This window comes from Corynebacterium sp. (genome assembly GCF_052107835.1).
Classification (GTDB): domain Bacteria; phylum Actinomycetota; class Actinomycetes; order Mycobacteriales; family Mycobacteriaceae; genus Corynebacterium.
Genome location: NZ_JBQEDF010000001.1, coordinates 67,706 through 80,708 on the forward strand (window position 1 = coordinate 67,706; position 13,003 = coordinate 80,708).

The 13,003-nt window shown below is 68.4% G+C and carries 7 protein-coding genes and 1 tRNA gene; 3 read left to right on the top strand and 5 right to left on the bottom strand.

Features of this window, described 5'->3' with window-relative positions:
* Nucleotides 1–9: 9 nt before the first annotated feature.
* The gene (argS, locus tag ACTIL2_RS00305; RefSeq protein WP_442335442.1) at nt 10–1,686 is read right to left on the bottom strand and encodes an arginine--tRNA ligase; all 1,677 of its coding nucleotides are present in this window, start codon (nt 1,684–1,686) and stop codon (nt 10–12) included.
* 101 nt (nt 1,687–1,787) lie between these two features.
* On the opposite strand from argS, the gene ACTIL2_RS00310 reads away from it, so the two are divergent.
* Nucleotides 1,788–1,860, top strand: a tRNA-Arg gene (locus tag ACTIL2_RS00310).
* 58 nt (nt 1,861–1,918) lie between these two features.
* Here ACTIL2_RS00310 and ACTIL2_RS00315 read toward each other — a convergent pair.
* The 4 genes from ACTIL2_RS00315 to ACTIL2_RS00330 form a co-directional block, all read right to left on the bottom strand.
* Entirely contained in the window at nt 1,919–4,699 is a 2,781-nt protein-coding gene (locus ACTIL2_RS00315) for an AAA family ATPase (RefSeq protein WP_442335443.1), read from the bottom strand.
* 6 nt (nt 4,700–4,705) lie between these two features.
* Nucleotides 4,706–5,944 (bottom strand): metallophosphoesterase family protein, encoded by a 1,239-nt coding sequence (locus ACTIL2_RS00320; RefSeq protein WP_442335444.1) that lies wholly within the window; start codon nt 5,942–5,944, stop codon nt 4,706–4,708.
* Nucleotides 5,937–6,965, bottom strand: coding sequence for an SWIM zinc finger family protein (locus tag ACTIL2_RS00325; RefSeq protein ID WP_442335445.1), 1,029 nt, complete (start codon nt 6,963–6,965; stop codon nt 5,937–5,939). Before ACTIL2_RS00325 ends, ACTIL2_RS00320 begins: the two co-directional genes overlap by 8 nt.
* A gap of 89 nt (nt 6,966–7,054) precedes the next feature.
* Entirely contained in the window at nt 7,055–10,255 is a 3,201-nt protein-coding gene (locus tag ACTIL2_RS00330) for a DEAD/DEAH box helicase (protein WP_442335446.1), read from the bottom strand.
* Between the two features lie 333 nt (nt 10,256–10,588).
* Between ACTIL2_RS00330 and putP the strand changes: the two genes are divergently transcribed.
* Both putP and ACTIL2_RS00340 read left to right on the top strand, forming a co-directional pair.
* The gene (putP, locus tag ACTIL2_RS00335) at nt 10,589–12,214 is read left to right on the top strand and encodes a sodium/proline symporter PutP (protein WP_442335447.1); all 1,626 of its coding nucleotides are present in this window, start codon (nt 10,589–10,591) and stop codon (nt 12,212–12,214) included.
* Between the two features lie 76 nt (nt 12,215–12,290).
* A complete protein-coding gene (locus ACTIL2_RS00340) occupies nt 12,291–13,001 on the top strand; it encodes an HNH endonuclease family protein (protein WP_442335448.1) in 711 nt (236 codons plus the stop codon).
* Nucleotides 13,002–13,003: the final 2 nt, after the last annotated feature.

A 13,003-nucleotide genomic window follows, 5' to 3' on the forward strand; every position in this document is an offset into this window, starting at 1 on the left:
GGGCGCGGATCACATCCTTTCGGGCGCCGAGACGCCCACCAGCGACAGCGCGTTCTCGAGGACGCGACGGGTCGCCGCGGCGAGGGCGAGGCGGGCGAGGAACACCGGGGCGGTGTCGTCCCCGGTGGGCTCGTCCGCCTTCGGCAGGATCTGGCAGGAGTCGTAGAAGCGGTGGAATGTTCCCGCCAGCTGCTCGGCGTAGCGGGCGATCCGGTGGGGTTCACGCAGTTCCGCGGCGGTGGCGACCACGGCGGGGAACTCGCCGAGGGTACGGATCAGGTCGCCCTCGCGGTCGTGGTCGAGCAGGGACAGGTCCAGGGTGGACAGGTCGCTGGGCAGGGAGACCCCGTTGCCGTCGGCCTTGCGTGCCAGGGAACACAGGCGGGCATGGCCGTACTGGACGTAGAACACGGGGTTGTCGTTGGACTGGCTGGCCCACAGCGCCATGTCGATGTCCAGGGAGGAGTCCACGGACGAGCGAATCAACGCGTACCGGGCGGCGTCCACACCGATGGCCTCGACGAGGTCGTCGAGGGTGATCACGGTTCCGGCGCGCTTCGACATTTTCACGGCCCTGCCGTCACGGACCAGGTTGACCATCTGGCCGATGAGGACCTCGACCTGGTCGGCGTTGTAGCCGAGTGCCTGGGCCGCGGCCGTCAGGCGGGAGATGTAGCCGTGGTGGTCGGCCCCGAGCATGTAGATGCACAGGTCGTGGCCGCGCTCGATCTTGTCGGCGATGTAGGCGATGTCGCCGGCGATGTAGGCGGCATTGCCGTCGGACTTGATGACCACGCGGTCCTTGTCGTCGCCGAAGTCACTGCTGCGAAGCCACCATGCCCCCTCGGACTCGTACAGGTTGCCGTTGTCCTTCAGGGTGGTGATGGCGCGGTCCACGGCTCCGGACTCGAACAGGGCGTTCTCGTGGAAGAACACGTCGAACTCGGTGCCGAACTCGGCGAGGGTGCGCTTGATGTGCTCGAACATCAGGTCCACACCCTGGGAGCGGAAGAGCTCCTGGATCTGTGCTGCATCGCCGTCGGCCCACGCCGGATTCGCCGCCGTGACCTGCTCGGCGATGTCGCCGATGTAGTCACCGCCGTAGCCGTCCTCCGGGGCCGGGTCACCCTGGGCGGCGGCGACCAGCGAGCGCGCGAAGCGGTCGATCTGGGTGCCGTGGTCGTTGAAGTAGTACTCGCGGGTCACCTCGGCTCCGCGTGCGGCGAGGATCCGGCCGAGGGAGTCCCCGACGGCCGCCCAGCGGGTGCCGCCGAGGTGGATCGGGCCGGTGGGGTTGGCGGAGACGAACTCCAGGTTGATCCTCTGGCCGGTGAACTCGGTGCCGGTGCCGAAGGACTCACCGGCGGCGAGGATGTCGGTGACGAGCTTGCCCTGGGCGTCGGCGGCGAGGCGGATGTTGATGAAACCGGGGCCGGCGACACTGGCCTCGTCGACGCCGTCGACCTCTGCGAGGGCCTCAGCGAGCCAGGTGCCCAGTTCGCGGGGGTTCGTTCCAGCCTTCTTGGCGGTCTGCAGGGCGATGTTGGTGGCGTAGTCGCCGTGCTCCGGGTTACGGGGTCGCTCAACCGTTGCCTGTTCGGGGACGACGTCGGCGTCGAACCCGTGGTCGGTGAGGACGGCACGGGCGGTGCCGGTGATGATGGAGGCAAGTTCAGCTGGAGTCACAGTCAATGAGAGTAACAAGTCGGGGTGCGGGGACGGTGAATCGCGTCCCGTACGGGGGTTTTGCGGGTGCGCGGTTGGGCGGTGCTATAGTTGCCTGCATTGCCTCCGTAGCTCAGGGGATAGAGCACTGGTTTCCGGTACCAGCGGTCGGACGTTCGAATCGTCTCGGGGGCACACCCGCACGGGGTGCCCACCATCGTTCTTCGGTGGTGGGCACCCCGTTCTCCATGTGTCACACCCCCTGGTTGCGCACGGTGTCCATCGAGGTCATGGTGGCGCCGGGGACGCTGTCGAACCGCGCGGGGTCACAGGTCAGCACAATGATCTGGTGCGACATCCCGAGCTGCGACAGTACGAGGTTCATCCGCTGGACACGCCCGGCGTCGGAGAACCCGAGGGCATCGTCGATGATGATCGGGACGGCGTCTCCCCCGCCGACGATGTCGGCGACCGCGAGTCTGCTGAGCACGGCGATCTGCTCCTGTGCGCCGCCGGACAGTTGGGCGGTGTCGAGGGCGGCCGCGTCCAGCACGCGGCGGGACACCCCGAGGTCCTCGTCGAACTCGAAGTCCACCGCACGGCCGTAGAGGGTCAGCGCGAGCTTCTCGAAGGACCGGCGGAACGGTGCCTCGTACCGCTGGCGGGCATCACTCCGGGCCTGCTCCACCGCCCGGTGGAGCACATCGGCCGCCGTGGCACGCTCGGTGACACGGTCGCGGTACCGCTGTGCCCGCTGCAGCCTGGCCTCGGCCTCCTCCCTGCGTTCGGCGACTCCGCTGTGCTCCCCGAGCGCACCGTTGGCACGCGAGATGTCGAGGCTCACGGACTCGGAACGTTCCCGTAGCCTGTCGACCCGCGACCGGGCGCCGTCTGCAAGCCCCTCGAGGACGCTGAGGTCGGTAACTGCGACGGCCCCGGAACACTCCAGTTCATCGGTGACCTGCTGCAGCGCCTGCTCGGCGGACTCCCTGTCCTGCTCCCCCTGCGCCACCTCAGTGGCGAGGGCCTCGTCCGTCGTCTCCTCCCTCGCCTCGTCGAGGCCGGTGGTGAGTCGGGCGAGCTGGGCGGCCTGCCGGTCGCGTTCGGTCACCCGCCCGTCCAACCGGACCACCGCACCGGCCCGGGCCAGGGCATCAAGGTCCTCGCGCACTGACTCGGCGGCCCGCTCCTCCTGGGCAGCCCGCTCCTGGAGCACGGGAATCCCCACCTGCGGACCGCCGTCCTGCGGCACCTCGTCCTGCGGTGTCTCCGCCCCGGGACCGCCACGCACCGCCGCGATGCCCGGCAGGTCAACCTCACCGTCCGGATCCTCCGTGGTGATGCGTCCACGGGCCTCACCGACACGGGACCGGGTCGCCGAGACCTCCTCCACGCACTCGTCCAGGGCCCTGGCGAGGTCGTCGACCCGGACCCCGCCGGTAACCCGTCCGAGTTCCAGTTTGAGCTCCGCCAACCGCTCGGCACCGGCACGCCGGGCAGCGGCACGCTCCTCCGCCTCCTCCACCGTGGAGGCCCCCACGTCCGCCAGTGCACCGTCCAGCGTGCTGCGTGCACGGTCGACATCGTCCTGCACCTGCCCGAGGTCGTGCGCCGGGGTCACGGTGACGGTGAAATCACCGAGCACCAGTTCCCTGCGGCTGGTGGCGTGGACCGTGGCCGTGCCGTCATCGAGGGTGCGGTCATCACCGTCCACGGTGATCCCCACCCCGGGAATCCCGGTGATGCCCACCGTCGTTGCCGCGGCATCACGCACGCTCTCCGCCCGACGCAGTTCCGCGGCCGCGGCATGGATGGCGGAGACGGCGTCCCCGGTGGCGGGATTGTCCGAGACCTGCCGTTCCATGTCCCGGACCTGCTCGGCAGTGCCCTCGGCGTCCTCCTTCTTCTGCGCCGCGGCATCACGGGCTGCGACGGCGGTGTGGTGGGCCCGCAGCGCCTCCATGTAGCCCACGTAGGCCTTCGCCGTCCAGGACGCCCGACGGGCAGCGGCGTAGCGGGTCCGGAGTTCCTTCTCCTGCTCCCGTTCGGAGTCAGCCGCCTCCCGGGCCTGGCGCACGGCCTCCTCCGCCTGCTCCAGTGCATTCCCGGCTGTCTCTATCTCCCGGATCTTCTCCGTGCGGACACGGTGGCGTTGCTGTGCGAGTTCCAGTGCCTGGGATGCCCGGGTGACCTCACCCCTGTACTTCTCGAGCTTCGCCTGTGCTTCCCGGCCGGCTGCGAGGTCGCTGGCGGCCTTCTCCGCGTCCGCGAGGGCCGCGGGCTCCTGGCGAACGATTCCCTCCTTCTCCGCGCGCAGGCGCTCCAGGTCGGTGATCAGCCCCTGCGCCTGGTCGTACCTGCTCTGTGCAGCGGCGTGCTCGGTCTGCGCATCGGTGAACTCGTCCTCGGCGGCCTTGAGTTCCTTCGTGGGGCGGCCGGTCGCCGTGTAGTAGCGGGCACGTTCCGCAGCGATCCGGTCGACCAGCCCGGAAGCGTCCGGGGCCCCGGCTGCGGATCCGGCGTTGTCGTCCTGACCGGTGTCGCCGGCGGAGGATCCCAGGGCACGTTCGAGCGGTGCGAGCCCGGCCGCGGCAAGCAGCTCCATGCTCTCGCCCTGTTCAATGGTCAGCGCGTCCAACAGGGCTGCGTCCACCTCGGTGGCCATGATGTCGGCGAAGCGGTCGGAGGCCTCACGGCCGGTGAGGTTCTCGGCCCTCGGTGCGGTGACGCGCAGTTCACAGCGGCCGCCGCCCTTGTTGTAGGACTTGGTGATCTCCAGTTCACGGTCCCCGACGGTCAGGTCGGCGGTGATCGTGGTCGGCTCATCGGCGGAGACGTCCTTGAGCGCCTTGACCTCCCTCTTCTTCGAGCCGGTGGGAACATTGTCGAGGAGCAGTCGGATGGCGCGCAGCAGGGTCGACTTGCCCTGCTCGTTCGGCCCGTGGACCACGAGCACCCCGGACTCCGGGATCTCCAGGTGTGCCGTGGCGACCCCTGCGACATGGTCGAGTGTCAGTGAGTTGATCTTCAGCACGGCCGGTCACTCCCCCTGTCCACTGAGCCGGTAGAGGAGGCGGAGTGCACCGCGGGCGTCCTCGTCCCCGTCGGCCGCCCCATCGGCGAGCCCCCGGGCGGCGGTACCGACGACGCCGGTCCAGTCCGCATCGGCGAGTTCCCCGTCACCGGGGACCACGTGGAGGTCCATCAGCCGCTGCCTCGGGTACAACGCGGCGAAGGAGGGACCGAGCCGGTCCATCTCCCGGTCCAGCCATGCCGACGTCGACAGGTCCACCGACCCGGTCAGTGCGTACTTGACCACCGTGGTGCGCTTGTCCGCCAGCGCCCCGAGACGCGCCACCCAGTCGTCGACGTCGTCCCTGCCGTTGATCTCCGCCGACAGCGCCAGGAAGTGCCACGAGCCGGTGGCCACCTCCTCGACCCGGACGTCCGAACCGCCGGCTGCACCTGCCTCCGACGGGGTGACGTCCACGACCAGGGCGTGCCCGGACCTGCCCTCACCCCCGCCGTCCTGTTCACGGAAGTCGGTGACCTCGGGGCTCCCCGAATACCAGACGGTGCCCGAGGGGTGCAGGTTCACCACCGAATGGGTGTCGCCGAGCGCCACCATGTCGATCACCCCCTCGGTACAGGCCGATGCCGCGGCCTCCACATCGATGACGGAGGGGTCCTCCCCGGACCCCCTCGACTGCGTCGCCCCGTGCCCGACCAGGATCCGGACTGTGGCACGGTCGGCTCCGGCGTCCTGCGCCCTGGTCTCCGCGATGGCGGCGGCGACCGGGTCGTTGCTCATGTACTTCGACAGCAGCGGAGCACCGATGATCTGCGCCGTGGTTCCCTCCACCGGCCGTGGCTCCGTGTCCGAGAGGACCTGGACCGTCGGTGACAGGGACGTGAACTCCTTCGACCGGTAGACGCTGGCCGCGTCATAGGGGTCGTGGTTGCCCGGCAGCAGGAACACCGGGACAGGAGCATCCCGCAGGATGTCGACGGCCCGGTGCCAGGTGACCGGGTCGACGAGGTTGTCGTCGAAGACGTCCCCGGCGACGACGACCGCCGAGCATCCCCGGTCATCCGCAATCCCCAGCAGACGCTCGATCACACTGAGGCGGGCCTCCCGGTACCGGGGCCCAGCCTCCTCACCGAGGAACCAGCGGTCCATCCCCAACTGCCAGTCGGAGGTGTGCAGGAACCGGAACGTTCCGGACCGTGGCCGCTGGGGCAGTGTCTCTGTGGCGGTGCTGGCTGGGATGTCAGTCATGGTTCCCACTTCTATCAGCCGGGTCGGACAGCCACGGCTCCCTGTCGAACACCTGTTCCGAATCCGAGACGATTCCGTCGGTGTCCGTGAGCACCTCGTAGCACTGGGTCAGAGTGTGGAGCACGCGGAGCTGGTCCACGTTGTTCCAGCTGAACTTCCTGATCGCCGCGTCCCGCTTGGTGTGGTCCCCCATCTCCAGACCGAAGTCGACGTCGAAGGGCTCCCACTGCGGGACGTCGCCCACGCTGCCCCAGAATTCGGCGGGCATGTACCGGGTCCCGTCGCCGGGATCCGCCGGTGAATCCTGCCCGGCGAACTCCGGTCCGGCGTCCCCGGCGGTCTCCGGCTCGGTGAACTCCACCGACTCCGGGGCCTGTGCCTGCTGTGCCGCCCCTTCCTCCTCGGAGGCCCGCGCCTTCCGGAGCAACGCGTCGGCGTCGATGCCCCGCCAGGCCAGGAACGCCACCGGATCCCGGCTGAACTCCGCCGCGAGGGCGTAGCACAGGCACACCCGGTGCTTGCAGAAACTCCCGTGGTCCGGACAGGTGCACCAGGAATCCATGTACTGGTCGACACCGAAGAGGACCGCGGAGACCTCCGGGAGGGGGCGGGACCCCGCCAGCAGCAGCCTCAGGTTCTCCTGGTGGTCACCGCATTCGCCGATGATGAAGTCGAGCTGGCGGGTGGACAGCGGCCGCCAGCGGATCTGCACCTCGAAAGGTTCGAGCTGGGTGCCCGTGACCAGGCCCGTCACGGACCCGAGCTCATGGTCGAACTGCAGGACACTTCCCTTGTTGAAGTAGGTCCTCCCCCTGGACAGGCGCCCCGAATCGGCGTGCGACGTCGCCGTCCGCATGACGATCGTCGCCGCCCAGCTCTCCTTGGACAGGTCACTGGCATGCGGGACCTCCGCTGACCGGACCGCCGGGCGGGAGGGCACCGTCGTCGACTGCCCGGTCCCCCCGCGGCCACGGCTGAAGTCCGCCGACACGACATTGTCGCCCCAGTGGGGCTGGGGCACACCCAACCGACCGCGGTCGTCCCCCGGGTGCCGGCCCGTACCCTGGCCCCGGCGACGCCGATCCCACCTGTGCGGTGGTTCCCCGTCACTCACTGTCGTCCTTCCTTGTCCGCGCCGACCGACGTCCGTTCCACCGACGACCTGTTCAGACGCCACAGTTCCGCGAGGTCCTCGTCGTTCAACCGGGCGATCCAGCCTTCTCCGGTGCTGACCACGTCGCCGGCGAGTTCCCGCTTCGCGCGCAGAATATCGTTGATCCTCTCGTCAAGGGTACCGGTGGACACCAGCTTATGGACGGTCACGTCCCGCGCCTGCCCGATGCGGTAGGCGCGGTCGGTCGCCTGATCCTCCACCGCGGGATTCCACCACCGGTCGATGTGGACGACCACGCTGGCGTGGGTCAACGTGATTCCCGTTCCCCCGGCGCGGGTGGACAGGATCATCACCTTCGGTCCGTCCTCGGACTGGAAGGAGTCGACGAGACCGGTGCGGGCCGTGCGTGACAATCCGCCGTGCAGCACCGGAACGTCCGTGGCGAACTCCCGTGACAGTTCCGGGGCGAGCATCTCACCGAAGGTCGGGAACTGGGTGAACACCAGCACCCGGCGATCCTCGGCGAGGGCGTCCCGGACGATCTGGAACAACCGCTCGACCTTCTTCGAGCGGTGCTGCCCGTCCCGGAACAACCCGGATCCGTCGCCGATGTAGTGGGCCGGGTGGTTGCAGATCTGTTTGATGCGCACCAGTGCGCCGAGGATGATCCCGCTGCGTCCCCTGCCCTGGGACGCCTCCAGCCGCTCCTCGATGTCCTGGGTGTACGCCTGGTACAGGGAGGCCTGCTCCTCGGTCAGCGGGACGAGGTCGATCAACTCGTTCTTCTCCGGGAGGTTCAACCCCACGGAGCCGTCGTTCTTCACCCTCCGCATGATGAAGGGCTCCACCAGGCGCCTGAGCTTCGCGCGGGCGTCCCCGTACTGGTAGCGCTCCACGGGAATGGCCAGCCTGTTCTGGAACGACTGCGCACTGCCCAGTACCCCGGGGTTGCAGAAGTCCATGATCGAGTGGAGCTCCGCCAGCCGGTTCTCGACCGGGGTCCCGGTCAACGCGAGCCGGTGATCGGCGGCGAGCTCCCGCACCGCCTGACTCTGGGACGTGCCGGGGTTCTTGATGTTCTGGGCCTCGTCCAGCACCACCCTGCCCCAGCGCAGCATGTTGTAGCGTTCCGGGTTGCGCCCCGCCGTCCCGTAGGACGTCAGGACGATGTCCGCGGCCCCGGCGCGCTCCGTGAACTCCTCCGTGGGCACCTTCGCCGAACCGTGGTCCACCAGGACGGAGAGCTCCGGGACGTGGGTGTCCACCTCACTGCGCCAGGTGTCCAGCACCGTGGTCGGGGCAACCACCAGCGTCGGCCCGGACACCAGGCCCGCCTCCCGCTCCCAGGCGAGCAGGCTGAGCACCTGGAGGGTCTTGCCCAGGCCCATGTCGTCGGCGAGGATCGCGCCGATCCGGTGGCGGAACATCCACACCAGCCAGTTCAGGCCACGGCGCTGGTGGTCGCGGAGGTCGGTACGGACCATGCGCGGTGTGGCGATCTGCTCGGGCGGGTCGATGCGTGGCGGCGCGGCGGACGATCCGTCCTCCCCGACCCCGACCCCCGGCATGGCCGCCCTGAGCATCCTCGCCACCCAGCCACCCGCCTCGATACGGAGGTCACCGGCATCCTCGCGCACACCGGTACCCTCCGGTGCGTCGATGTCGGAGGACAGGAAGTCGATGAGCCGGAGGTGGCCCTGCGCATCGCCGTCGGCGGAACCCCCGTCCGGCCCGTACCGGCGGTCCGCACGCCGCATCCGTTCGCGCTGCCGCTCCTTCTCCGCGGTGCGGAGCTGCTTGAAGTAGGCCCTGGCCGTGCCCAGTGACCTGGTGTCCAGCCGCAGGTACCGCCCATGGAGCTCCACAACGGTTTTCGCCGTGTCCAGCAGCTCCACCATCTCGGCCCCGCTGAGTTCCTCGCCGGCGACCGACACCGCCCAGTCGAAGGACAGCACCTGGTCCATCCCCATCTTGCCCGCACCCGGTCCCTGCCCGACAGGGGTGACGCGCAGAGTCACCTTGGGGCGCACCGCCGACCATCCACGCGGGACGAGGACCTCGATCCCGGACCCGGACAGTGCCGGGACCCCCTCGGAGAGCAGGTGCTCCACCTCACCATCGGTCATCGCCAGGAACACCGTGCGGTCCTTCTCCGGACGACCGGTCAGTGATTCCGGGGGTGGGAACCACACACTGGTACGTAGCCACGCCTCGGGGGCCGTGCCGCAGTCCTTCAGCGGGGGCCACGCCTGGTACGCCAGATCGAGCCCCTCCCTCACCGAGCCCCGGACCCCTGACGACGCCTCCGCCGCGACGACGGGCTCGGCCGGCCCGTCGTCGACGGACATCCGGATCCCGACACGCCAGCGCCGTGGGTCCCCGTCACGGTCGGCACCGGTCACTGTTCCCTCCAGGGAATCAGGCTCCTCCACGGAGAGCACCATGCGCGTGGTCGCCCTCCTCGCCGACGTGCGCCACTCGTTCAACGCCTCGGCGACCGCCGGCGTTGCCCGCGGATCCGGATCCCCGGAGACCAGGGACGACACGAAGTGGTTGTCCGGCATACCGCCGATACCGTCGATACGTGAGCCCAGAAGCCGGACACACATGCAGTGGACCAGTTCATCAGCGACCCTGCGCAGCGCATCCGGTCCTCCGTTGATGGTCAGTACGGCCGGTGCACCCGCCTGGAACATGTGGAGCACCCGGTTGTGGTCGCCACTGGAGGCCACGCACCAGGACGGGAACCACTGCCCGTCGGAGAACTGCATCTTCACCATCACCCGGCCGGCGTGGATGATGTCCACCAGGAAGTCGTAGAGCTTCACCAGCCACACCGCCTCGGCGGAGAGTCCACCGCTCGCGGTGGCCCCCTCCTGCGCATCCTGTGCGTCCTGCGCTCCAGGGACCGTCCGCAGGTAGTGGGACAGGCGTCCCAGCACGACCAACGCCTGGTCGGGCGTGTAGGCCTGGGTAGGCAACGACAGCACCTTCACCCTGCCCTTCGGGGTGGCGACGCGGATCCCCTCCCGGCGCCGCAGGGGCTTCGACGACAGCAGACGCCGGAGTTCCCCGTCCAGGTCGCCCTCGGCCACGTCCGCCGCGTCCATGACGGCGGCGTGTCCGTCGAGCCGCTCGGCCCAGAGATGCAGTCCACGGCCAGCGAGCCACAGAAGGTGTACCCGGTGTTCAGTCACCCTCCTTGTGTACCACGCGTGGCGGACACGGTTACACGGGCAGTACTACAACGACGTCCATGACGGAGTCGGCCGGGATACCCCCGGGGTCTCCGGCGACCAATGAACATTTCCCGGGGTCAACATCGACCGTTGCGCTCTTCCCAGTTCACGGATGGTAACGCCGCAGAAGAACCTGGCAGAATCCTGCGCGAATCATGGGTGATTATCGTTAAATGACTGGATATCCGGGCCCGTCCATGAAACGCTCGTAGCAGTGCCGTCTCCGGAAAACCCCCGGGGGCGGTAAATAATTCGAGACGTTACCCGCTACTACACATCGAGGAGGTCCCGGTGAGTGAATCAACCTGGTTCATTATCGCCATGGTGATCTATCTGCTCGTCATGCTCGGCATTGGCGTGTGGAGTTACACCAAGACAACAGAATACGAGGACTACATGGTGGGAGGCCGCGGTCTCCACCCGTTCGTCGCCGCACTCTCCGCCGGTGCCTCCGATATGTCCGGCTGGCTGCTGATGGGCCTGCCAGGGGCGCTCTTCATGTCCGGCTTCTCCGAGATCTGGATGGCCGTCGGGCTCCTTGCCGGTTGCTGGGTCAACTGGAAGATCGTGGCCCCGCGCCTGCGCAGTTACACCGAGATCTCCAACAACTCCATCACGGTCCCCTCCTTCCTGGAGAACCGCCTGCGCGACCACAGCCACACGCTGCGTATCGTCGCCGGCATCGTGATCCTGGTGTTCTTCACCTTCTACGTTTCCTCCGGCATGGTCGCCGGCGGTCGTTACTTCGAGTCCAGCTTCGACGGTGACTACACCGCCGGACTTCTGATCATCGGTGCAGTGACCGTCATCTACACCTTCGTCGGCGGATTCCTCGCGGTGTCCTACACCGACGTGGTGCAGGGTTCCGTGATGTTCCTGGCACTGATCCTGGTCCCGATCTTCGCGATCTTCTCGCTGGACGACCCGTCCCAGATCTTCACGTTCCAGACCGAGAACACCTACGGTGACGTGGCCAACGAGCTCTCCGCGAACTCGCAGTTCTTCAAGCTCTTCTCGTTCACCGACACCACCGCCATGGCGGCGTTCATCATCATCATCTCGAACCTCGCCTGGGGCCTCGGCTACTTCGGCCAGCCGCACATCATCGTGCGCTTCATGGCGATGCGCAAGCCGTCGGACGCCACCGCCGGCCGCCGCTGGGGCGTCAGCTGGATGTTCCTGTGCCTCATCGGCGCCGTGTTCATCGCGGTGGTCGCCCCCGTGTTCTTCGCCCAGACCGGGGACGCGAGCTTCTCCGACACGGCGAACTACGAGACCAACTTCCTCGACATGGCGAAGGTGCTGTTCCACCCGCTGATCGCCGGCCTGATCCTGACCGCGGTTCTCGCGGCGATCATGTCCACGGTCTCGTCGCAGCTGCTGGTCGTCGCCTCCGCCCTGGTGGAGGACATCTACGCCGGACTGATCAACCGCAACGCCTCGGACAAGATGCTGCAGAACCTGTCCCGGGTGATGGTGGTCATCGTTGCCGTGATCGCGGCGCTGGTGGCACTGGATCCGGATTCCGCGATCCTGGGGCTGGTGGAGTTCGCCTGGGCAGGCTTCGGCGCCTCCTTCGGCCCCGTCATCGTGGCCGCCCTCTACTGGCGCAGGCTCAATGCGCAGGGTGCCGCCGCGGGCCTCATCAGCGGTGCCATCGTCGCCTTCATCTGGGGTGGCCTGCCGCAGTTCGGTGTCATGGACAAGCCGTTCGACCTGTACGAGATGATCCCGGGTGTCGCGATCAACGTCATCCTGATGATCGCCGTGACCCTGGCCACCTCGCCGCCGTCCAAGGAGATCACCGATGAGTTCGACGAGGCCATCCGCTTCTCGAAGCTCACCGCCAAGGAAAGCACCGACCTCGACGCGGCCCGTAAGCAGGCCGAGGCCGAGGTCGCCGAGGGCAAGGCCTAGCTTCACCGCATAACCGGCCGACCCCGGTTCCCACCCCCGGGAACCCACCAGCAGGTCGGGAGAGTCTCTCTTCACCATGAGAGCCTCCCGACCTGCTTCTGTCGTCTGCACCGCCCTCCTCTGCGCCCTCGCCGCCATCGTCGGCATTGCCGCCGTTGCACAGCTGCGCCATCCCGGTGGATTCCGCACCGGGGCCGCCCACGACACCGACATGACCGCGGTGGCGGAGGCATTGGACACACTCACGGTCCAGGCACGCCGTGTCCATGTGCTGGGCTACTCACGTGACCATTTCGGCGGGTGGACGGACCAGTGGCACGGCACCGGGACCGATGGGGCGGTATGCACGACCCGCGACATCATGATGCTGGACGTCTTCACGGCGTCCCCGCCCGCCGCCACGGCCCCGGACAGGTGCCCGTCCCCCACCGGCACCGCCGTCGACGTCTACACCGGCGACCCGCTCTCCCCCGACGAGGTGGAGATCGACCACGTCGTGCCTCTGGCAGCAGCCTGGGACCACGGAGCCCACTCGTGGACCCCGGACACGCGGGCCGGGTTCGCGAACAACCGTGAGCTCAACCTGCTCGCGGTGGACGGTACCGTGAACCGGTCGAAGAGCGATGGAACGCTCGGTGAGTGGCTCCCTCCTGCCGCGGACGGCCCGGGGTCACCCTCCACGGCCGGATGCGCCTACGCCGCACGCTACCTGGCGGTCTGCGCCCACTACGGGCTCACCATCAGTGCCGCCGACGCCGGCGTCGGCCGTCGGACGTGCGGGCTCTGAGA

Bases quoted from the DNA above. Each gene is read 5' to 3' on its own strand.
- ACTIL2_RS00320 (WP_442335444.1), bottom strand. From the start codon at position 5,944: ATGACTGACATCCCAGCCAGCACCGCCACAGAGACACTGCCCCAGCGG.
- ACTIL2_RS00340 (WP_442335448.1), top strand. From the start codon at position 12,291: ATGAGAGCCTCCCGACCTGCTTCTGTCGTCTGCACCGCCCTCCTCTGC.